Source organism: Salmonella sp. 32100201201700099SM, assembly GCF_017572645.1.
Classification (GTDB): domain Bacteria; phylum Pseudomonadota; class Gammaproteobacteria; order Enterobacterales; family Enterobacteriaceae; genus Salmonella; species Salmonella enterica.
This window is the reverse complement of record NZ_JAGERQ010000015.1, coordinates 18012-41402: the sequence shown is the minus strand read 5'-3', so window position 1 is coordinate 41402 and position 23391 is coordinate 18012. Positions and strand designations below refer to the sequence as shown.

17 protein-coding genes are annotated in these 23391 nt (G+C 54.7%); 11 read left to right on the top strand and 6 right to left on the bottom strand.

Annotation, left to right across the window (positions count from 1 at the left end; translation table 11 throughout):
* Nucleotides 1–3 precede the first annotated feature (3 nt).
* Nucleotides 4–882 (top strand): Hsp33 family molecular chaperone HslO, encoded by an 879-nt coding sequence (gene hslO, locus J4685_RS20540; protein ID WP_001135571.1) that lies wholly within the window; start codon nt 4–6, stop codon nt 880–882.
* Between the two features lie 110 nt (nt 883–992).
* Here hslO and J4685_RS20535 read toward each other — a convergent pair whose 3' ends face one another.
* On the bottom strand, nt 993–2702 hold the full coding sequence (locus J4685_RS20535; protein ID WP_000446452.1) for a DUF4153 domain-containing protein: 1710 nt from the start codon (nt 2700–2702) through the stop codon (nt 993–995).
* Nucleotides 2703–3081: 379 nt separating this feature from the next.
* On the opposite strand from J4685_RS20535, the gene pckA reads away from it, so the two are divergent.
* Nucleotides 3082–4701, top strand: coding sequence for a phosphoenolpyruvate carboxykinase (ATP) (gene pckA, locus J4685_RS20530; protein WP_001265689.1), 1620 nt, complete (start codon nt 3082–3084; stop codon nt 4699–4701).
* Nucleotides 4702–4775: 74 nt separating this feature from the next.
* Here the strand turns inward: pckA and envZ are convergent, their stop codons facing one another.
* Both envZ and ompR read right to left on the bottom strand, forming a co-directional pair.
* A complete protein-coding gene (gene envZ, locus J4685_RS20525) occupies nt 4776–6128 on the bottom strand; it encodes a two-component system sensor histidine kinase EnvZ (RefSeq protein ID WP_001253818.1) in 1353 nt (450 codons plus the stop codon).
* On the bottom strand, nt 6125–6844 hold the full coding sequence (gene ompR / locus J4685_RS20520; protein WP_001157751.1) for a two-component system response regulator OmpR: 720 nt from the start codon (nt 6842–6844) through the stop codon (nt 6125–6127). Before ompR ends, envZ begins: the two co-directional genes overlap by 4 nt.
* Nucleotides 6845–7069: 225 nt before the next feature.
* Here ompR and greB point away from each other — a divergent pair, with 225 nt between their 5' ends.
* From greB to J4685_RS20490, 6 genes are all read left to right on the top strand, one after another.
* Nucleotides 7070–7543 (top strand): transcription elongation factor GreB, encoded by a 474-nt coding sequence (gene greB, locus J4685_RS20515; protein WP_000856690.1) that lies wholly within the window; start codon nt 7070–7072, stop codon nt 7541–7543.
* Between the two features lie 98 nt (nt 7544–7641).
* Entirely contained in the window at nt 7642–9972 is a 2331-nt protein-coding gene (locus tag J4685_RS20510) for a Tex family protein (protein WP_000980674.1), read from the top strand.
* A 436-nt stretch (nt 9973–10408) separates the two neighbouring features.
* On the top strand, nt 10409–10636 hold the full coding sequence (feoA, locus tag J4685_RS20505) for a ferrous iron transporter A (RefSeq protein WP_001160955.1): 228 nt from the start codon (nt 10409–10411) through the stop codon (nt 10634–10636).
* Nucleotides 10637–10654: 18 nt separating this feature from the next.
* Nucleotides 10655–12973: a Fe(2+) transporter permease subunit FeoB gene (feoB, locus tag J4685_RS20500; RefSeq protein ID WP_000736984.1), complete on the top strand. Its 2319-nt coding sequence runs from the start codon at nt 10655–10657 to the stop codon at nt 12971–12973.
* Between the two features lie 12 nt (nt 12974–12985).
* Complete coding sequence (gene feoC / locus J4685_RS20495; protein ID WP_000157589.1) at nt 12986–13222, top strand: [Fe-S]-dependent transcriptional repressor FeoC; 237 nt, start codon at nt 12986–12988, stop codon at nt 13220–13222.
* A gap of 234 nt (nt 13223–13456) precedes the next feature.
* Entirely contained in the window at nt 13457–14383 is a 927-nt protein-coding gene (locus J4685_RS20490) for an Rpn family recombination-promoting nuclease/putative transposase (RefSeq protein ID WP_000235944.1), read from the top strand.
* Between the two features lie 35 nt (nt 14384–14418).
* Here the strand turns inward: J4685_RS20490 and bioH are convergent, their stop codons facing one another.
* Nucleotides 14419–15189, bottom strand: coding sequence for a pimeloyl-ACP methyl ester esterase BioH (gene bioH / locus J4685_RS20485; protein ID WP_000998145.1), 771 nt, complete (start codon nt 15187–15189; stop codon nt 14419–14421).
* A gap of 37 nt (nt 15190–15226) precedes the next feature.
* On the opposite strand from bioH, the gene gntX reads away from it, so the two are divergent.
* From gntX to gntT, 3 genes are all read left to right on the top strand, one after another.
* Complete coding sequence (gntX, locus tag J4685_RS20480) at nt 15227–15910, top strand: DNA utilization protein GntX (protein WP_000958739.1); 684 nt, start codon at nt 15227–15229, stop codon at nt 15908–15910.
* A gap of 58 nt (nt 15911–15968) precedes the next feature.
* Nucleotides 15969–16544 carry a Fe-S biogenesis protein NfuA gene (gene nfuA, locus J4685_RS20475; protein ID WP_000619384.1) on the top strand — a complete coding sequence of 192 codons (576 nt, stop codon included), beginning with the start codon at nt 15969–15971 and terminating at the stop codon, nt 16542–16544.
* A 376-nt stretch (nt 16545–16920) separates the two neighbouring features.
* Complete coding sequence (gene gntT / locus J4685_RS20470; protein WP_001131741.1) at nt 16921–18237, top strand: gluconate transporter; 1317 nt, start codon at nt 16921–16923, stop codon at nt 18235–18237.
* Nucleotides 18238–18355: 118 nt separating this feature from the next.
* Here gntT and malQ read toward each other — a convergent pair whose 3' ends face one another.
* The gene (gene malQ, locus J4685_RS20465; RefSeq protein WP_000428714.1) at nt 18356–20434 is read right to left on the bottom strand and encodes a 4-alpha-glucanotransferase; all 2079 of its coding nucleotides are present in this window, start codon (nt 20432–20434) and stop codon (nt 18356–18358) included.
* Between the two features lie 9 nt (nt 20435–20443).
* A complete protein-coding gene (malP, locus tag J4685_RS20460) occupies nt 20444–22837 on the bottom strand; it encodes a maltodextrin phosphorylase (RefSeq protein WP_000082256.1) in 2394 nt (797 codons plus the stop codon).
* Nucleotides 22838–23391 lie beyond the last annotated feature (554 nt).

Here is a 23391-nt window from a genome sequence, read left to right as displayed (position 1 = left end):
ATTATGCCGCAACATGACCAATTACATCGTTATCTGTTTGAAAACTTTGCCGTTCGCGGCGAGCTGGTGACCGTTTCGGAAACCTTGCAACAGATCCTCGACAATCATACCTACCCGCAGCCGGTGAAAACCGTACTGGCCGAACTGCTGGTCGCCACTAGCCTGCTGACCGCAACGCTGAAGTTTGCCGGTGACATTACGGTACAGCTCCAGGGCGACGGGCCGTTAAGCCTGGCGGTGATCAATGGCAATAATCAGCAGCAGATGCGCGGCGTGGCTCGCGTTCAGGGCGACATCCCTGACAATGCGGATCTCAAAACGCTGGTTGGCAACGGCTATCTGGTGATCACCATTACGCCGGAAGAGGGTGAACGCTATCAGGGCGTGGTGGGTCTGGAAGGCGATACTCTGGCGGCGTGCCTGGAAGATTACTTCCTGCGCTCCGAGCAGTTGCCGACGCGCCTGTTTATTCGTACCGGCGATGTCGACGGTAAACCGGCGGCAGGTGGAATGTTGCTCCAGGTGATGCCAGCACAGAACGCGCAGGCGGAGGATTTCGACCATCTGGCTATGTTGACGGAAACCATTAAAAGCGAAGAGCTGCTGACGTTACCGGCAAATGACGTGCTGTGGCGTTTGTATCACGAAGAAGAAGTCACGCTCTACGATCCGCAAGATGTTGAATTCAAATGCACCTGTTCACGCGAACGTTGCGCGGGCGCGCTGAAAACATTGCCGGATGAAGAAGTGGACAGCATTCTGGCGGAAGAAGGCGAAATCGATATGCACTGCGATTACTGCGGCAATCATTACCTGTTCAATGCGATGGATATCGCGGAGATCCGTAACAACGCCTCTCCTGCCGATCCACAGGTTCATTAATCGCCTTTCAGTCGACAACATCATTGCCTGATGGCGCTGCGCTTATCTGGCCTACAGCATCCCGCTCCGTAGGCCGGATAAGGCATTTATGCCGCCATCCGGCAAAAAGCTTACTCGTTGTAGTAATCCACATCCAACCGCTGACCATCAACAATGATATCGCGCCAGGCTTTGGGGGCTGAGTCTAACTGATGCCCGGCAATCGCGTGCAACAGTTGCGTCTTAGAAAACCCGTCCGGCAATCGGGCGAACGCTTTCTGCGTCCATTTCCCCTCTTTTAAGCCGTAGACCTGACTCTCGGCAACAATAAAGTTATACAGCACCTGCTCAGGCTGACCGTCGCCGTTAAGATCCTGACTCACCAGCACGCAGGCATCCGGTTCAAGGCAGGAATCGTCCGAATAACTCTGCTCTTTGACAAACGCCCAAAATGCGGCATCCGGCTTCTGGCTACCGGGCGCAATCATCACCACCCGCGCTAAATCGTCCGCCGTCGGAGAGACCTTATTTCTCTGCAAAAACGTCATCAGTTCACGATTGCGCTTTCTGTTCTGCGTAAACGCCTCGTCATCCCGCAACGATTTCAGCGCTTCCTGGCCAGGTTTGCCGCTGTGATCCAGCATATACAGGCTGATCTGATCCGCAGTAATTTTACCGCTATGGTAACGCGCCATATGGCTGTTGACGCTAATACGCCAGACATCAAGTACAGGCGAGGCCAGCAACAGCAATATCACCAGCGTCAACAAAGAGACGCTCAGTATCACCTTGCCTTGCCACTCACCAGGGTCGCGTCCGCGGCGTAACAGACCGATCAGATAACCGAAGGACCATACCAGCAAGACAGACGCCGTCAGCGCGCCATACAGACGATCCGGCGTCCAGCCGTATTGCTGAATACGTACCCATAACGCCCAGCCCGCCAGCAGCATATATATCGGGGCAACGCACAGCGAGGCGCTAATCATGCCGCGTAGTACGCGCGGATAGGGTAATACGCGCTTTTGCGGTTCGTTGACAATCGCCACGAGGAGCAGCAGCATCAGCGTCAGCGTGGATAGCAGCCCCGCAGCGGAAACACGCGCAGAAATCGCCTCCAGTCCGGTAAAGGGTAACGTCACAATAAACAGCAAGGCCAGCAGCGACACCACCGGCAGTAAACCTGTCGCGATCAGCGTCAGCAGCTTTTGCACCGCCGCCACAAGGCGCGACTGCGTGCGGGCGAGAATGACCGCCAGCGCCGTAATCAGGCCGATGGTCACATAAATAAAGGCTTCAGTTTCAAAGAAAAGGGTGCTGAAAAAGCGGATGCCCACCAGCCTGAATAGCGCGCTCCAGAGCAGAAGCACCAGCCAGAACAGTCCGTTGGCGACCAGGACGATAAACAATGTCAGTACGTTATGCCATAACCGCAGATAAAACTGGGGATAACGCGCCGAACCGGTTTGCGAATGTAACTGATATTGCATCCAGGGTAATACCAGCATCGCCATCAACACAAGCCGGAGACCATACAGCCAGAGGAGCTCGGCCAGGCGCCATTTCTCCACCGCCTCAACCTGCCATTTCAGCCAGCCGCTCATTGCCAGCACGACCACAAAGGTCAGCCCCAGCCAGCCCCACAGAGCGCGCTGTTTAAAAGAGACCACGGTAAGCAATAGCATTGACGACAATGCTATCGTCGCAGGCATACCATAGAACAGCCAGTCGCTATTTTGTGGTACCAGCCAGGCCATCAGCAGGTAGCACAAGACGCCCTGCAGCAAACCGGTGAGCAACATACCCCAGCGAGTAGTACGTGAAAGCGCTACACTTTCCATGTCGTTATCCAGAATGATGAGAAAGTCGCATTATTGCATCATCTGTTCACCGCCAGACGTCGTCATGCATAATTCAGAAAAAAACGCAGAGAGGTGAATCGATATTGTTAATGTTGGTGTTACGTAACTTTCTTACATGAATGCGATTACAGTCACATTATGTCGGTCAAAAACACTTCCTTTTAACGTTTTCAGAACATTTTCCACAACAAAAGTAGGTTTCCTGCCATAATAACCGCCGCTGCGTGACAGGAGTCACTGTGTTTTTCGTCAATCGTGATTTTGTCCAGATACGTAAATCTATGAGCCTTGTCGCGGTTAACCAACCTCAAAAAACCTTACTATTTTCGGTAATATATATTGGCTAAGGAGCAGTGATATGCGCGTTAACAATTTAACCCCGCAAGATCTCAAGGCTTATGGTATCAACGACGTCCAGGATATCGTTTACAATCCCAGCTACGACACCCTTTATCAGGAAGAACTTAATCCTGGTCTGGAAGGCTATGAGCGTGGCGTGTTAACTAACCTGGGCGCTGTTGCCGTTGATACCGGTATTTTTACCGGTCGTTCGCCTAAGGATAAGTATATTGTTCGCGACGACACCACGCGTGATACGCTGTGGTGGTCCGATAAGGGTAAAGGTAAAAACGATAATAAGCCGCTTTCCCAGGAAACCTGGCAACACCTGAAAGGTCTGGTGACGCATCAGCTTTCCGGTAAACGCTTATTCATTGTTGATGCGTTCTGCGGCGCAAATGCCGATACGCGTCTTTCCGTGCGCTTTATTACGGAAGTCGCCTGGCAGGCCCACTTCGTTAAAAATATGTTCATTCGCCCAACGGACGAAGAGCTGGTAGGCTTCAAACCTGACTTTATTGTCATGAACGGCGCGAAGTGCACCAACCCGCAGTGGAAAGAGCAAGGGCTGAACTCGGAAAACTTCGTGGCGTTCAACCTGACTGAACGTATTCAGCTTATTGGCGGCACCTGGTACGGCGGCGAAATGAAAAAAGGGATGTTCTCGGTAATGAACTACCTGCTGCCGCTCAAAGGTATCGCCTCAATGCACTGTTCCGCCAACGTGGGTGAAAAAGGCGATGTCGCGGTCTTCTTCGGCCTTTCCGGTACCGGAAAAACCACTCTCTCCACCGACCCGAAACGTCGTCTGATTGGCGATGATGAGCACGGTTGGGATGACGACGGCGTGTTCAACTTTGAAGGCGGCTGCTACGCCAAAACCATCAAACTGTCGAAAGAAGCGGAGCCAGAAATTTATCATGCGATTCGCCGTGATGCGTTGCTGGAAAACGTCACCGTGCGCGAAGACGGCACCGTTGATTTCGACGATGGTTCCAAAACCGAAAACACCCGCGTCTCTTACCCGATCTATCATATCGATAACATCGTTAAGCCCGTATCCAAAGCAGGTCACGCCACCAAGGTTATCTTCCTGACGGCGGATGCTTTCGGCGTGTTGCCGCCGGTTTCCCGTTTAACCGCTAACCAGACGCAGTACCACTTCCTGTCGGGTTTCACCGCTAAACTGGCCGGCACCGAACGCGGCGTCACCGAACCGACCCCCACCTTCTCCGCCTGCTTCGGCGCCGCGTTCCTGACGCTGCACCCGACGCAGTATGCTGAGGTGCTGGTGAAACGTATGCAGGCAGCAGGCGCGCAGGCTTATCTGGTTAACACCGGCTGGAATGGCACCGGCAAACGTATCTCCATCAAAGATACGCGCGCGATTATTGACGCCATTCTGAACGGTTCTCTTGATAACGCGGAAACCTTCCGTCTGCCGCTGTTCGATCTGGCGATCCCGACTGAACTGCCTGGCGTGGATACCCACATTCTCGACCCGCGTAACACCTACGCGTCGCCGGAACAATGGCAGGAAAAAGCCACCGCGCTGGCGAAACTGTTCATTGAGAACTTCGAGAAGTATACGGATACCCCGGCAGGCGAAGCGCTGGTTAGCGCCGGACCGAAGCTGTAAGGAACAGGCCGGATGGCGGCTTTGAACAGCGTCATCCGGCGTTAAGAAGAAAGGGAGGGTAATACCTCCCTTTCTTATGCCTCTTTTGTCGTCCCCTGGACGCGAGCCACAGGAACCGGCAGCCAGGCGCGAATTGACAAGCCGCCACGCTCGCTGGTGCCAATCTCCAGCATCCCGTTATGGTTATCGATAATGCGCTGCACAATCGCCAGCCCCAGCCCTGTACCGCTGGTGCTACGGGCGCTGTCGCCACGCACGAAAGGCTGGAACAGATGTTTACGCTGCTCCGGCTTAATGCCCGGCCCGTCATCTTCTACCTGGAACCAGGCGCGATGCGACTCGGTGCCGCTGCTGACCTTAATCCAGCCGTTGCCATAGCGGGCAGCATTGACCACCATATTCGCCACCGCGCGCTTAATCGAGAGCGGGTGCATTTTCACCTGGATGCTCCCTGCCTGAAGCGCAGTGTTAATCTCACGCTCATAGCCGCTTTCCGCCGCAATCACCTCGCCCAGTACGGAATTGAGATCCGCCATCTCCATTGGCATTTCCTGACCGGTACGCAGATAGTCAATAAACTGTTCGATAATGGCGTTACACTCTTCGATGTCTTTATTGATCGACTCCGCGAGATAACCGTCCTCCTCGCCCATCATCTCCGTCGCCAGACGAATACGGGTCAGCGGCGTGCGCAAGTCGTGGCTGACGCCCGCCATCAATAGCGTACGGTCATCGGCCAATTGTTTCACGCCGGCTGCCATATGGTTAAACGCCCGGGTCACAGAGCGCACCTCAGAGGCGCCATATTCACGCAGCGGCGGCGGAATAATTCCCTTCCCTACCTGCAAGGCGGCATGTTCAAGATCCACTAACGGTCTGTTCTGTATACGAATAAACAGCCACGCGCCGCCTATCGCCAGGAGCATGATCGCCAGCGTGTAACGGAAAAGCGGAGAAAAATCGCCCTGATGAATCTCGGTCAGCGGCACGCGCACCCAGATATTGGGCGACAGCCAGGTTTTGAGCCACACGACGGGCGAGCTTTTGTTGACCTCAACCCGCACTTCCGTCGGGCCGCCTAATTGCTGCGCCATCTGGTGGCTTAAGAATTCGTAGTGTTGCGCCCAACGCAGCCCGGCCTCTTCGGCGGCTTCGTTGGTGTAGAGAGAGATCCCCAGCTCGCGATAGATTTCCCGACGAAACGCAGGCGGCACGACTAACTGCGTGCCGTCCTCCAGTTGCAGCTTATCGGTCATCAGCATACGGACTTCGTAAGCCAGAACCTTATTAAACTGCTGGAGGCTCGGCAAAATCGCGAAGTTCAGCACCACCAGGTAGGTCGTCACCAGGCTGACGAACAGCAAGGTGACGATGAGCAACAGCGTGCGGGCAAATGAACTTCGCGGCGAGAAGCGCATTCGCCTCATGCTTTAGAACCGTCCGGTACGAAGACGTAGCCCAGGCCCCAGACGGTCTGAATATAACGCGGATGCGCCGGATCTTCTTCCACCATACGGCGCAGGCGGGAGATCTGGACGTCGATGGAGCGTTCCATCGCGGAATACTCGCGGCCACGGGCCAGATTCATCAGCTTGTCGCGAGAGAGCGGCTCGCGCGGATGGCTGACTAACGCTTTCAGTACCGCAAACTCCCCGCTGGTCAGCGGCATCGGTTCATCTTCACGGAACATCTCGCGCGTACCGAGGTTCAGTTTGAACTTACCGAACGCGATAACGGCCTCTTCCTGCGACGGCGCGCCGGGCAGTTCGTTTGCCTGACGACGTAGCACGGCGCGGATACGCGCCAACAGCTCGCGCGGGTTAAACGGTTTAGGAATGTAGTCATCGGCGCCGATTTCCAGCCCGACGATACGGTCAACCTCTTCACCCTTCGCCGTGACCATAATGATCGGCATTGGATTACTTTGACTACGCAGGCGACGACAAATCGACAGACCATCTTCACCTGGCAGCATTAAATCCAGTACCATGAGATGGAAAGATTCACGGGTCAGCAGACGATCCATCTGCTCGGCGTTAGCGACGCTTCGAACCTGGAAGCCCTGCTCGGTCAGATAACGTTCCAGTAGCGCCCGCAGACGCATATCGTCATCAACCACCAGAATCTTATAATTCTCTTGCATTGTCTGTACTCCCAAAGGTTCGCAACAAATGTAAGTGTGTATTCTTAAAAAAGCTCACGTGAGTCACCAGCAAATTCTGGTATGAATTTCAGGCTAAATTGTTACAAAGCATATTTAACAGCAGCTTAAATATACAATTAATCGGCAACCCCATTATTTATTCTGTCGGGACGATCACGTTATACCCCGTGTGCGCAATATCGACAGCAAAGGTAAATCAACGAGATGAAAACGCCCCTGATCACCCGCGAAGGGTACGAAACACTCAAACAAGAGCTCAATTATCTCTGGCATGAAGAGCGCCCGGAGGTCACCAAAAAAGTGACCTGGGCTGCGAGTCTGGGCGACCGCAGCGAGAATGCCGACTATCAGTATAATAAAAAGCGCCTGCGTGAGATCGACAGACGCGTCAGATATCTGACCAAATGCATGGAAAATCTCAAAATCGTGGATTATTCCCCGCAGCAGGAGGGCAAAGTCTTCTTCGGCGCCTGGGTGGAAATCGAAAATGATGACGGCGATACGCTGAAGTTCCGCATTGTCGGCTACGATGAAATTTTCGGACGTAAGGATTACATCTCTATCGACTCGCCGATGGCGCGGGCGCTACTGAAAAAAGAAGTGGGCGATCTGGCGGTGGTCAACACCCCTGTCGGCGAAGCAAACTGGTACGTCAATGCGATCGAATACGTCAAATAAGACAAGAAGAATCCTAAGCCCCCGCTGATGGCTGGCATTTTTGCCAGCCAATCCGTATAACTATCCCCTGATTTTTATCCTGAAGACGAAACTAACCCATGATGAATGATTCTTTCTGCCGCATTATTGCGGGTGAAATCCAGGCAAATGCCGGGCAGGTTGAAGCTGCCGTTCGCCTGCTTGACGAAGGGAACACCGTGCCGTTTATCGCACGTTATCGTAAAGAAATCACCGGCGGTCTGGATGACACGCAGTTGCGTAACCTGGAAACGCGTCTGGGCTATCTGCGTGAGCTGGAAGACAGGCGTCAGGCCATCCTCAAGTCCATTTCCGAACAAGGCAAACTGACCGATGAGCTGGCTGGCGCCATCAACGCTACGTTAAGTAAGACCGAGCTCGAAGACCTCTACCTGCCCTATAAACCTAAACGCCGCACCCGTGGACAAATCGCCATTGAAGCCGGCCTTGAGCCGCTGGCCGATCTGCTCTGGAACGAACCGTCCCACGATCCTGACGTGAAAGCGGCAAAGTACATTGATGGCGACAAAGGCGTGGCGGACACGAAAGCCGCGCTCGACGGCGCACGCTACATTCTGATGGAGCGCTTTGCCGAAGACGCCGCATTGCTGGCGAAAGTGCGTGATTACCTGTGGAAGAATGCCCATCTGGTCGCCACAGTCGTGAGCGGCAAAGAGGAAGAAGGGGCAAAATTCCGCGACTATTTCGACCATCATGAGCCCATTGCTAACGTCCCGTCTCACCGTGCGCTGGCCATGTTCCGTGGTCGTAACGAAGGCATTCTGCAACTTTCGCTCAATGCCGACCCACAGTTTGATGAGCCGCCGAAAGAGAGCTACTGCGAGCAAATCATCATGGACCATCTCGGCCTGCGGCTAAATAACGCCCCGGCGGATAGCTGGCGCAAAGGCGTAGTGAGCTGGACGTGGCGTATCAAAGTCTTAATGCACCTCGAAACCGAACTGATGGGCACCGTGCGCGAACGTGCGGAAGACGAAGCGATTAACGTGTTTGCGCGTAACCTGCACGACCTGCTGATGGCAGCCCCCGCAGGCCTGCGCGCCACGATGGGCCTTGATCCTGGCCTGCGTACCGGCGTAAAAGTCGCTGTCGTTGACGGCACCGGCAAGCTGGTGGCGACGGATACCATTTATCCGCATACCGGTCAGGCGGCCAAAGCGGCTACCGTGATCGCCGCGCTGTGCGAAAAATACCACGTCGAACTGGTCGCGATTGGCAACGGTACGGCTTCGCGTGAAACCGAACGTTTCTATCTCGACGTACAGAAACAGTTCCCGAACGTGACGGCGCAGAAAGTGATCGTCAGCGAAGCGGGGGCGTCCGTGTATTCCGCTTCTGAGCTGGCGGCGCAGGAGTTTCCGGATCTCGACGTCTCCCTGCGCGGCGCGGTCTCTATCGCGCGTCGTCTGCAGGATCCGCTGGCGGAACTGGTGAAAATCGATCCGAAATCGATCGGCGTCGGCCAATATCAACACGATGTCAGCCAGACCCAATTGGCCCGTAAACTGGATGCGGTGGTCGAAGACTGCGTAAACGCCGTCGGCGTCGATTTGAATACCGCCTCCGTACCGCTGCTGACCCGCGTCGCAGGCTTAACGCGCATGATGGCGCAAAACATCGTCGCCTGGCGCGATGAGAACGGTCAGTTCCAGAACCGCCAGCAACTGTTGAAGGTGAGCCGTCTGGGGCCGAAAGCGTTTGAGCAGTGCGCGGGCTTCCTGCGTATTAACCACGGCGATAACCCGCTGGATGCCTCCACCGTCCACCCGGAAGCCTATCCGGTTGTCGAACGCATTCTGGCGGCGACGCAGCAAGCGCTAAAAGATCTGATGGGCAACAGCAACGAATTGCGTCACCTCAAGGCCGCTGATTTTACCGACGATAAATTCGGCGTGCCGACCGTGAGCGATATCATCAAAGAGCTGGAAAAACCGGGCCGCGACCCGCGTCCTGAATTTAAAACCGCGCAATTCGCCGATGGCGTCGAAACCATGAACGACCTGCTGCCGGGGATGATTCTGGAAGGGGCAGTCACTAACGTCACTAACTTCGGCGCGTTTGTCGATATCGGCGTTCATCAGGATGGCCTGGTCCACATCTCTTCCCTGTCGACTAAGTTCGTCGACGATCCACACACCGTGGTAAAAGCTGGCGACATCGTGAAGGTGAAAGTGCTGGAAGTGGATCTGCAACGTAAGCGTATTGCGCTGACGATGCGTCTGGACGAACAGCCCGGCGAAACCGCCGCTCGTCGCGGCGGCGGTGCCGATCGCGCTCAGGGCAACCGCCCGGCGTCAAAAGCGGCGAAACCGCGCGGTCGTGACGCCCAGCCAGCCGGTAACAGCGCCATGATGGACGCGCTGGCAGCGGCAATGGGAAAAAAACGCTAATCGGGTAATACGCAGGCCGGGTTACTTCTTATCCGGCCTGCGATTTTGCAATACGTCCAACCCTTTCTTTTTTAATTAACAATTAAATCTTACCCATTAGAATCTGTTAATTAATTTCCTTCTGCTATCCGCACTATTAATTATCACTTTATTAACAGATGAAACCTTAATTAAACATTAAAAACGGTGAATATTTGCACATTAGAGGTATTTGCAAAAAGACAAATAAATGTTGAGCCATATCAACATCGGCGCAAATTATCGCTTATTTGTACATTCCGTCACATTTTAATCGTTGAAGATAGAAACCATTCTCATTATCATTGTGTTGTTGATTATTTACTCTTTCCTTCGTTGGCTAAACATCGGGTCTCCTGCCGCCCCCCTGAGCGCCGCATGAGGTATACATCCAGTTAGTAAGAAACAAGTAGGTCGTATGCAATTCACTCCTGACACTGCGTGGAAAATCACCGGCTTTGCGCGTGAAATCAGCCCGGCGTATCGTCAAAAACTGCTTTCGCTCGGCATGTTGCCCGGCTCTTCATTTAATGTTGTCCGCGTCGCGCCCTTAGGGGATCCGATCCATATCGAAACACGACGCGTGAGTCTGGTTTTGCGTAAAAAGGATTTGGCGTTAATAGAAGTGGAAGCGGTTTCCTGTTAATACAGCGAGTCTATAAAAATGAAAAAATTAACCATTGGTTTAATTGGTAATCCTAATTCCGGCAAGACCACCTTATTTAACCAACTCACCGGCGCGCGTCAGCGCGTGGGGAACTGGGCGGGCGTCACCGTCGAGCGTAAAGAGGGCCAGTTCGCGACAACTGACCACCAGGTCACGCTGGTAGATTTACCCGGCACCTATTCTCTGACGACCATCTCGTCACAAACCTCTCTCGACGAACAGATCGCCTGCCACTACATCCTGAGCGGCGACGCCGACCTGTTGATAAACGTTGTGGACGCCTCCAATCTGGAGCGCAACCTCTATTTGACGCTGCAGCTGCTGGAGCTGGGTATCCCCTGTATTGTCGCGCTCAACATGCTGGATATCGCCGAAAAACAGCAGGTTCGTATTGATGTCGACGCTCTGTCCACGCGTCTGGGTTGCCCTGTCGTACCGCTGGTATCGACTCGCGGTCGCGGTATCGAGGCGCTGAAACTGGCCATTGATCGTCACAACGCTAACGACAACGTCGAACTGGTGCATTATGCCCAGCCGCTGCTGCGCGAAGCGGGTTTCCTGGCCGACGCGATGGCCCAGGAGATGCCTTTACAACAGCGCCGCTGGCTGGGTCTGCAAATGCTGGAGGGCGATATCTACAGCCGGGCTTACGCAGGCGAGGCGGCGCAAAACCTGGACACCTCCCTTGCCCGTCTGAAGGACGAAATGGACGACCCGGCGCTGCATATCGCCGACGCCCGTTACCAGTGTATCGCCGCTATTTGCGACGTGGTCAGCAATACCCTGACAGCCGAACCCAGCCGCTTCACCAGGGCGGTCGATAAAATTATCCTGAACCGCTTCCTCGGCTTACCGATTTTTTTGTTCGTGATGTACCTGATGTTCCTGCTCGCCATTAACATCGGCGGCGCGTTGCAACCCCTGTTTGATGCCGGTTCCGTCGCCATCTTTATTCATGGCATTCAATGGATTGGCTACACGCTGCACTTCCCGGATTGGTTAACCATCTTCCTGGCGCAAGGTCTTGGCGGCGGGATCAATACCGTCCTGCCGCTGGTGCCGCAAATCGGGATGATGTACCTGTTCCTCTCCTTCCTTGAAGACTCCGGTTATATGGCGCGCGCGGCCTTCGTCATGGATCGCCTGATGCAGGCGCTGGGACTACCGGGTAAATCCTTCGTGCCGCTGATTGTCGGCTTCGGCTGTAACGTACCTTCCGTGATGGGCGCCCGCACGCTTGACGCTCCGCGCGAACGCCTGATGACCATCATGATGGCGCCGTTTATGTCCTGTGGCGCGCGCCTGGCGATTTTCGCCGTCTTTGCCGCCGCCTTCTTCGGGCAAAACGGCGCGCTGGCGGTCTTCTCGCTATACGTGCTGGGTATTGTCATGGCGGTATTAACCGGCCTGATGCTGAAACATACCATTATGCGTGGCGAAGCCTCTCCGTTTGTGATGGAGCTGCCGGTTTACCACGTACCGCATATCAAGAGCCTGATCATCCAGACCTGGCAACGCCTGAAAGGTTTTGTACTACGCGCCGGTAAAGTCATTATCATCGTGAGTATTTTCCTGAGCGCGTTTAACAGTTTCTCGCTGAGCGGCAAAATCGTCGATAACATTAATGACTCCGCCCTCGCCTCTGTAAGCCGGGTCATCACGCCAGTCTTTAAACCGATCGGCGTCCATGAGGATAACTGGCAAGCTACCGTGGGTCTGTTTACGGGCGCCATGGCGAAAGAGGTTGTCGTCGGTACGCTGAACACGCTCTACACCGCCGAAAATATTCAGGACGAAGCGTTTAATCCTGCCGACTTTCACCTCGGCGATGAACTGCTGGGCGCGGTTGACGATACCTGGCAAAGCCTGAAAGACACCTTTAGCCTGAGCGTACTGGCTAACCCGATCGAAGCGAGTAAAGGCGACGGAGAAATGGCGACCGGCGCGATGGGCGTGATGGATCAAAAATTCGGCAGCGCCGCGGCGGCGTACAGTTACCTGATTTTCGTCCTGCTTTACGTACCGTGTATCTCGGTAATGGGCGCTATCGCCCGCGAGTCCAGCCGCGGCTGGATGAGCTTCTCCATCCTGTGGGGGCTGAATATCGCCTATTCGCTCGCCACGCTGTTCTACCAGGTTACCAGCTTCAGTCAGCACCCGACTTACAGCCTGATCTGTATTCTGGCGGTAATCGTCTTTAACGTTGTGGTATTAAGTCTGCTACGCCGCGCCCGCAGCCGTGTAGACATTGAACTGCTGGCAACCCGCAAAAGCGTCACATCCTGTTGTTCGGGCACTGCGGGCAATTGTCACTAAGGGATGTAAAAAATGGCTTCATTGATACAGGTTCGCGATCTACTGGCGCTGCGGGGGCGTATGGAGGCAACGCAGATCAGCCATACGCTGCACGCTCCGCAGCCCATGATCGACGCCATGCTGAATCAACTGGAGATCATGGGTAAAGCGGTACGTATCCCGGAAGAACCGGACGGTTGCCTTTCAGGCAGTTGTAAAAGCTGTCCGGAAGGTAAAGCCTGCCTGCGCGAATGGTGGGCCTTGCGTTGACCTTTGCCGGGTAGCGACGTAACGCGTCTTATCCGGCCTTTATCCCGCGTTATATTGCCCGGTACGCGTCACGCTGCCGGGCAATTTTGTGTCATGCCTTCCACAAAGATGAAAGCGTTACCGCCGTGCGCATTTATCTCCCCACGCGCCTCGCAAGCGCACTAATCCTCTACTGCAATCAGCCCGGTCTGCGCGTAGTGTCACGCCATTGAACTTCACCGGTGACGGATCGATATGGCGACCTCAACAACATCCACGCCGCATGACGCGGTATTCAAACAGTTTTTATGCCACCCCGATACTGCACGGGATTTTTTGGAAATCCATCTTCCGTCGACATTACGTCAAATCTGTAATCTGAATACGTTACGGCTGGAGTCCGGTAGCTTTATTGAAGAGGATTTACGCCCCCATTATTCCGATATCCTTTGGTCGCTGGAAACAAGTGAAGGTGACGGTTACATTTACGTGGTTATTGAACATCAGAGTACGCCGGACGCGCATATGGCATTTCGGCTGATGCGTTACGCAATGGCTGCAATGCAACGGCACCTGGAGGCCGGGCATAAGACGTTGCCATTAGTGGTGCCAATGCTGTTTTACCACGGAAACCGAAGCCCGTATCCGTTCTCATTATGCTGGCTGGATGAATTTGCCGACCCGGTGATGGCGCGTAAGCTATACGCCACCGCCTTTCCTCTGGTCGATATTACGGTCGTGCCGGACGACGAGATTATGCGGCACCGACGGGTCGCGCTGCTGGAACTCATACAAAAACACATCCGCCAGCGTGATCTGATGGGGCTTGTCGAACAGCTGGTCGCCCTGCTGGTTAAGGGATACGCTAATGACACCCAGCTTCAAAGTCTGTTTAATTACATGATGCACACTGGCGACGCCGCGCGCTTCAATACGTTTATCCGCCAGGTGGCTATGCGTATCCCACAGCATAAGGAGAAGATCATGACTATCGCAGAAAGATTACGTCGGGAAGGACATCGTAACGGGTTACAGAAAGGGCTACAACAAGGCAAACAGGAAGGCCAACGGCTCGCCGCATTGCGCATTGCCCGCTCCATGCTAAACGATGGTTTCGATCGCGATACTGTGCTTAGGGTTACCGGGCTGGCGCCTGCCGATCTGGCGTCTGAAAGCCATTAATCTGGCAGAATGGCCTGGGCCCGGCAACGCCCTGGTTACAGCGATGATTTTAGCGTCATCAGCGCCTGGCAAAACGCCGCCGGATGCGAGATAAACGGCGCATGGGCCGCCTTCGCCATTATCTGTGATGTACTGTGCGGCCATAACGTATCGAGCAAAGGCGCGATTTTACGCGGCACCAGACCGTCCAGATAACCATACAAACGCAAAAACGGCATGTTCACATTTTTAAGCGCTTCTCGTAGATCGACCGTTTTTAAGATTTCCAGTCCGCCATTGAGCACCTCTACATCCGGCATAGGCTGCGCCAGCACTACGCTTTTTAAGGTGCGGGCATCCTGACGCGCCGTCTCCGTCCCTAACGTTTGCAGCGCCAGAAAACGCTCCACCGTGCGCTGAAAATCGTCGCTAAGCTGCTGCTGGAATCCGCCGAGGATTTCTGGTTTTATTCCCGGCCACCCCTCACGCGCGCTAAAGCATGGCGAAGAGGCGACTGTCACCAGCGCCTGAACGCGTTCAGGGTGGGTGAGCGCCATCTGACTCGCCACCAGGCCGCCCAGACTCCAGCCAAGCCAGATAGCCTGGTCCGGCGCGTTTTTCGCTACCTGCGCCGTCATCTCTTCAAGCGTCATGGCGCCAAACCCCGAACTACGGCCATAGCCCGGCAAGTCGACCAGATGCAGCGTAAAATGCGAGCCGAGTTCCTCGCGAATGCAATGCCACACCTCCGCGTTCAATCCCCATCCGTGCAGCAGCACAAGATGACAATTTCCCTCGCCGTAGGTCTGCCACCAGATGTCATTCATCAGTTACTGTTCTCTTTTGTCTAACAAGGATGCACCTATGCTAACAGTACCGGGATTATGCTGGCTATGCCGAATGCCGCTGGCGTTAAGCCACTGGGGGATTTGCTCCGTATGCGCGCGCGCCGTTCGTCAGCGCGTCAGCCTGTGTCCGCAATGCGGATTACCTGCCGGGCATCCTTCGCTCCCCTGCGGTCGCTGCCTGCAAAAACCGCCGCCCTGGCAGCGTCTGGTGAGCGTCAGTGACTATACGCCGCCCTTGAGTTTACTGGTGCATCAGCTTAAATTTACCCGCCGCAGCGAAATTGCCGCCGCTCTGGCGCGTCTACTGTTGCAGGAAGTACTTATGGCGCGCCGCAGCACTGGCTTGCCGCTTCCCGACAGAATCGTCAGCGTTCCGCTCTGGTCGCGCCGACACTGGCGGCGGGGATTTAACCAAAGCGATCTGTTATGCCAACCGTTAGCGCACTGGCTGGGCTGCGCGTGGGACAGCCAGACCATCACGCGGGTACGGGCGACCGCAACACAACATCATCTCAGCGCCAGGTTACGTAAGCGCAATTTGAAAAACGCGTTTCGCCTTGAATTGCCGGTACAGGGTCTCCATATGGTTATTGTGGATGATGTCGTCACTACCGGAAGTACCGTCGCGGAAATCGCGCAACTGCTTTTGCGCAACGGCGCAGCGACTGTCCAGGTATGGTGCCTGTGTCGAACCTTGTAGAGCCTCGATGATGGGCGTATTATAACCAACTAAAATAGTCAACTATTAGGCCATTACTATGATCCGTATTTCCGATGCTGCACAAGCGCACTTTGCCAAACTGCTGGCAAATCAGGAAGAAGGGACGCAAATCCGCGTATTTGTCATTAATCCCGGCGCTCCTAACGCAGAGTGCGGCGTTTCTTATTGTCCGCCCGACGCCGTAGAAGCCACCGATACTGCACTGAAATTTGACCTGTTGACCGCTTATGTCGACGAGCTGAGCGCGCCCTATCTGGAAGACGCGGAAATTGATTTCGTGACCGACCAGCTAGGTTCTCAACTCACATTGAAAGCGCCAAACGCGAAGATGCGCAAAGTGGCCGATGACGCGCCGCTGATGGAGCGCGTGGAATATGCTCTGCAATCGCAGATTAACCCGCAGTTGGCGGGCCACGGCGGTCGCGTCTCGCTGATGGAAATTACCGATGAAGGCTATGCAATTCTGCAGTTTGGCGGCGGTTGTAACGGTTGCTCGATGGTTGATGTCACGCTGAAAGAAGGGATCGAGAAACAGTTGCTGAATGAATTCCCGGAACTGAAAGGGGTTCGCGATCTGACCGAACACCAGCGCGGCGAGCACTCATACTACTAAGATTTTCCCCGCATCCATGCCCGATGGCGCTTGCGCCTGTCGGGCCTTGTCTGCCCCACCGTAGGCCGAATAAGGCGTCTACGCCGCCATTCTGCGCCATCAGCCACATCTCAGAACAATGGTTCTTCTTCTTTCGCCGATAACATGACCTGTGTCTCATAATTTAAATTTTGCCTGCCAGGGTCATTTTCAACACCCATATGTTACCCGTATCATTCTTATGGGCACCTAACATCCATATAACATCTGACTACGCTCATTCGTTTCAACGGTAATCAGTATTGGTGCTATTGCGACTCTGTTCCCGTCGGGAACAACAGGAATTTGTCGTCGAAACAATGACATTACCCATAACAAAGTAAAGGCCAGGTAAATCATGCCATTAGTCATCGTTGCTATCGGTGTTATCTTGTTACTTCTTCTGATGATCCGCTTCAAAATGAACGGATTTATCGCCCTTGTCCTGGTAGCGCTCGCTGTCGGGTTGATGCAGGGAATGCCGCTGGATAAAGTCATCGGCTCCATCAAAGCCGGTGTCGGCGGTACGCTTGGCAGTCTGGCCCTGATTATGGGGTTCGGCGCCATGCTGGGCAAAATGCTTGCCGACTGCGGCGGCGCTCAACGTATCGCCACTACCCTGATCGCGAAATTTGGTAAAAAGCATATTCAGTGGGCCGTAGTGTTAACCGGCTTTACCGTCGGCTTCGCTCTGTTCTATGAAGTGGGCTTCGTTCTGATGCTGCCGCTGGTATTCACCATTGCCGCAGCGGCGAATATCCCGTTACTGTACGTCGGCGTGCCGATGGCCGCGGCGCTCTCCGTCACACACGGCTTCCTGCCGCCGCACCCGGGTCCAACCGCGATCGCCACGATTTTCCATGCCGATATGGGTAAAACGCTGCTGTTTGGTACGATTCTGGCGATCCCGACCGTGATCCTTGCCGGACCGGTTTACGCCCGTTTTCTGAAAGGCATCGATAAGCCGATCCCGGAAGGCCTGTACAGCGCGAAAACCTTTACGGAAGAAGAGATGCCGGGCTTTGGCGTCAGCGTCTGGACGTCGCTGGTTCCGGTGATTCTGATGGCGATGCGTGCGGTTGCCGAGATGATTCTGCCAAAAGGCCACGCTTTCCTGCCCGTTGCCGAGTTCCTGGGCGACCCGGTAATGGCTACGTTGATTGCCGTACTGATTGCAATGTTCACCTTTGGCCTGAACCGCGGGCGTTCAATGGATCAGATTAACGATACGCTGGTCTCTTCCATCAAAATTATCGCCATGATGCTGCTGATCATCGGCGGCGGCGGCGCGTTCAAGCAGGTGCTGGTCGATAGCGGCGTGGATAAATACATCGCTTCAATGATGCATGAAACCAATGTCTCTCCGCTGTTGATGGCGTGGTCTATCGCGGCGGTGCTGCGTATCGCGCTGGGCTCTGCGACTGTCGCGGCGATTACCGCAGGCGGCATTGCGGCGCCACTGATCGCCACGACCGGCGTTAGTCCTGAACTGATGGTTATCGCAGTCGGTTCCGGGAGCGTGATTTTCTCTCACGTCAACGACCCAGGCTTCTGGCTGTTCAAAGAGTATTTCAATTTGACTATCGGCGAGACCATTAAATCCTGGTCGATGCTGGAAACGATCATCTCCGTCTGCGGCCTGATCGGCTGTCTGCTACTGGGTATGGTGGTTTAAGCGAGGCGGTTTGCAGGCCGGATAAGGCAGCAATGTGCGCCAGAATTGCCTGATGGCGCTGCGCTTATCAGGCCTACGTGCTCTCACCATCATAAAGCCGGGGAAATCCCCGGCTTTATTACTTCTTCTTCGCGGCCGCTTTTCGGCGCTTATCCAAATCCTTAATCAGCTTGTTTACGCCCTCATCGGCAAACATAGCCTCAAGAGATGCAGACAATTTCCGCCGCCAGTTTTTATACTGATCGCTGGTGCCCGGTACGTTAACCGGATCGGCCATATCCAGCCAGTCCTCCGGCTGAAGCCCCAACAGACCGCTGTTACTGTCGGCGATATAGCGCTGAAGTCCGCGATTTAGCGTTGGCGTCATCGACATTAAAAATGCCTTATGCCCGGCGCGTTTTGGCAGACAGCCATATTTATGCAGCGCGTCCAATAGCCCCTGTTTCGCCCGCTCGCGATCCTCATACAGCCCGCGCAGAATCACTTCATCCGGATAAAGCCCCAGAGCTTTACCCAACGTCAGGTCACCGCATTCCCAATAGCCGCGCAGCGTGGGGAGATCGTGCGTCGAGGCGACAGCCATCGATTGTTGCGGATATGCGCCTGGCGCGCGGAAGTTTTTCTCAAGGTCATTTTCAAACCACAGCACTTTATAAGAATAGACCCCGCTATCGCGCAGCTTGCCGACAATCTCAACTGGCACCGTCCCCAGATCTTCGCCTATCACCATACAGCGGTGACGTTGGCTCTCCAGCGCCAGAATAGAAAGCAAATCATCTACCGGATAATGGACGTAAGCCCCCTGATCCGCTGTTTCGCCATACGGTATCCACCACAGGCGCAGCAACGACATGACATGGTCAATGCGCAACGCGCCGCAGTTTTGCATATTGGCGCGCAGCAGGTCGATAAAGGGCTCATACGCCCGGGCGACAATGATATGCGGGTCCATCGGCGGCAGCCCCCAGTTCTGACCGAGCGGGCCGAGGATATCCGGCGGCGCGCCGACAGATGCTTTCAGGCAGTACAGCTCCCGGTCGCACCAGGTTTCCGCGCCGCCTTCCGCTACGCCAACCGCCAGATCGCGGTACAGACCAATCGGTAGTTTAAAACTCTGGCAGGTATCCCAGCAGGCGGCGAATTGGCGCCAGGCCAGCCACTGAAGCCAGAGATAAAACTCCACCTCTTCGCGGTGCGCTTCACAGAATTGTTTTACAGCGGGAGACTCTACCGACTGGTACGCCTCCGGCCAGGCTGGCCAGCCCCAGCGCTGCCCATCCTCTTTCACCTGATACGCATGCAGCGCGTCGAATGCCGCCTGCCAGTAAAGGCTTTCGCCTTCGCGGGCGATAAAGTGACGAAACTCCGCCATTTGCGCATCGTCGCGAGCGGCAAACCGCGTCCACGCCATCCGCAGCGCCGTGATTTTCAGCGCGGTAACGGTAGCGTAATCCACCCATTGCGCATCGCGCGCCTGTCGCAGCTTTTGCTGTGTGGCGGGCATTTGCCACCATGCCTGCGCCTCTTCGCTCAGGCGGAAATCTTCGACGGCGTTGACGTCGATATATATCACGTTCAGCCAGCGACGAGACGAGGGGCTGTAGGGACTGGCGCTCTCCGGATTCACCGGATAAAGCGCGTGGATCGGGTTCAGGCCGATAAACGCGCCGCCGCGTGTCGCCACGTCGACCAGCATCGACTTCAAATCGCCGAAATCGCCAATACCCCAGTTTTTTTCTGAACGCAGAGTATAAAGCTGGACGCAGGCCCCCCACAGTTTTTTCCCCTCCAGCAGCGCCTGCGGCTCATAGCATCGCGGCGGGGCAACGATAATACGGCAGTGCGTACGCTGTTCATCCTGGGTCAACGTCAGGGTGTGGTAGCCCTCCGGCAACGTAGCCGGCAGGTTAAGTTTTTTACCGCCCGTCACGCGCCCTTTGTAATGCTCGCCCTCTTCCGTAGTCAGCAGCCAGGCAAACTCACCGCGCCCCTCTACCGGCAACGCCATTTTTTTACCCGCGGTATAAACCTTCACATTCGGCACGACCGCCTGTGGTCCTGTTGTCGTGCCGTGCATCGCCGCCAGCAAACGTCTCTTGGTTTCAGCGCCAATAGACTGCGGTTTGCCATGAGCATTGATGTAACTGGGGCTGATCCCCGCCGCCAGCGCGGCACTATCGAGACGTTTATTTTCCATCGCGCTCCCTTAGCGTTTTGCCTGCCAGATACGGGCCTGATAATCGCGAATAGAGCGATCGGAACTGAACATACCGCAGCGCGCGGTATTGAGGATCGCGGCGCGCGTCCACGCTTCCTGGTCGCGATACAGCGCATCCACCTGCTTTTGCGCCTCGACATAAGCGGCGAAGTCCGCCATGACCAGGTACGGATCGCCCCCCTGTTTGCCGAGGCTATGCAGCATCTGGTCAAAGGCATGTTTATCGCCATCGCTGTATTGACCGCTTTCCAGCTCTTTTAGCACCGCATCCAGCACTTTGTCTTTTTTACGCCATTTCACCGGATCGTAGCCTTTGGCTTTGAGCGCCTTGACCTCTTCCACAGTATGGCCAAAGATAAAGATATTCTCTTCACCCACCTTTTCAGCGATTTCAACGTTAGCGCCGTCCAGCGTTCCCACTGTCAACGCCCCGTTCAGCGCCAGTTTCATGTTGCCGGTGCCGGACGCCTCTTTCCCGGCAGTAGAAATTTGCTCGGAAATATCCGCCGCCGGAATGAGCATTTCCGCCGCCGAGACGCAGTAATCCGGCAGGAAAACCACCTTCAGCTTGTCACCCACCGCCGGGTCGTTATTAATGGCTTCCGCAACCTTATTGATAGCAAAAATGATGTTCTTCGCCAGGTAATAGCCCGGCGCCGCCTTCGCGCCAAACAGGAATACGCGCGGTACGCGGTCAGCCTGCGGGTTTTCGCGGATCTCTTTGTACAGCGCCAGAATATGCAACAGATTCAGATGCTGACGCTTGTACTCGTGCAGGCGTTTGATCTGAATATCAAAAATCGCATGGCTCGAAATCTCAATCCCGGTACGGGCCTGGATGAATTTCACCAGCCGTTCTTTGTTCGCCCGTTTGATGTCGCGATATTGCTGACGGAATGTGGCGTCGTCAGCGTATTTTTCGAGGTTGATCAACTGGTCGAGATCGTTAGCCCACTCTTTTTTCAGCGTTTTATCCAGCAACGCCGCAAGCTGCGGATTGCACTGTTTAATCCAGCGACGCGGTGTAATGCCGTTGGTGACATTGTGGAATTTGTTCGGCCAAAGCTGGTGATATTCCGGGAACAGATCTTTCACCACCAGATCGGAGTGCAGCGCCGCCACACCGTTGACCGCAAAGCCGCTGACCACGCACATATTGGCCATGCGCACCTGACGGTCATGCACCACCGCCAGTTTTGCCCATACCTGCTTATCGCCAGGCCAGGTGTTATAGACCAGCGCCTTAAAGCGATCGTTAATCTGCTTGATAATCTGCATATGACGCGGCAACAGCGCTTTGATTAACCTCTCATCCCAGCACTCCAGCGCTTCTGGCATCAGGGTGTGGTTGGTGTAGGCGAAGGTTTTGCTGGTGATAGCCCAGGCGTCATCCCAGCTCATCTGGTGTTCATCCAGCAATACGCGCAGCAGTTCAGGGATGGCAATAGTCGGGTGGGTATCATTTAGCTGAATGACCTCATAATCCGCCAGCTCATGCAGCTTGCGTCCGGCCAGATGATGGCGGCGCAGAATATCCGCTACCGAGCAGGCGCACTGGAAGTATTGCTGCATCAGGCGCAGTTTTTTGCCCGCCGTGTGGTTATCGTTGGGATAAAGCACCTTCGTCAGTTTTTCCGCATCGATACCCTGCTGTTCCGCCCGCAGGAAAGCGCCGTCGTTGAATTTGGTCAGATCAAACGGATGCGCGTGGGTCGCCTGCCACAAACGCAGCGGTTGCGCGACGCCGTTACGATAGCCTAACACCGGCAGATCCCAGGACTGGCCTGTAATCACAAAACCTGGTTTCCAGCGCCCTTCTTTGGTGACTTTACCGCCGATTCCAACCTGGACGTCCAGCGCCTCGTTGTGGCGGAACCACGGATAGCTGCCGCGATGCCAGTCATCCGGCGCTTCCATCTGCTTGCCTTCAACAAATGACTGACGGAACAGCCCATACTGGTAGTTCAGACCATAGCCCGTAGCGGACTGCCCGACGGTGGCCATCGAATCGAGGAAGCAGGCGGCCAGACGTCCCAGACCACCGTTGCCGAGCGCCGGATCGACTTCCTCTTCCAGCAGATCGGTCAGATTAATATCGTGCGCTTTCAGCACATCGCTAACGTCCTGGTACCACCCCAGATTTAACAGGTTATTTCCCGTCAGGCGGCCAATCAAAAATTCCATCGAAATGTAGTTCACATGACGCTGGCCTTTCGTCGGCTGCGCTACCGGTTGCGCGCTCAGTAATTCCGCCAGCGCGCCGCTAACGGCCTGCCACCACTGACGAGGCGTCATGTCGGACGCCGACAGTAAACCGAAACGCTGCCACTGACGCGTCAGGGCGGCCTGGAATTGATCTTTATTGAAGGTTGGCTGTGACATAGGAAATCCGTCCTCGGGTAATAAAACAACGTTATCGCTAGTTTGCCAGGCTCGATGTTGACCTTCCTCCTCCCGGCACTGATTAGGGAGGGAGGAGGAGCGGGGATGAGCATAAAAGTGTGATCGCCGCCACTTACCCCTGTATAAACGCGCCGATTCCTGTCAACGACACCCAGTGTTACGCATAATCAAATGAATAAACAGAAATAACAGTAAACCGCGGAGGGATATTTTCGAAGATTATATGAACGCCAAAATAGTTTCTTACCTGAAATATTCAGCGGCGGGAGGTTCACTAACTTAACATAATTAATTAAACGCCTGGTATCGCCATTGTGTTAAATCCGCATCATGTCCAGGTCATTATTTACAATAACGAAAATATGACCTCAGCCCAGCTCTGACGCTCGTTTCAACCGTGCCGAATACTTTTTTAATACCGTTATTTAGAATTGTGACAGAGTGCAAATTCAGACACATAAAAAGTCTGCTTAGCTTGCATTAAAATGCTTTCTGGCCGACCTTATATCGTATTAATTACGAAGCGCAAAAAA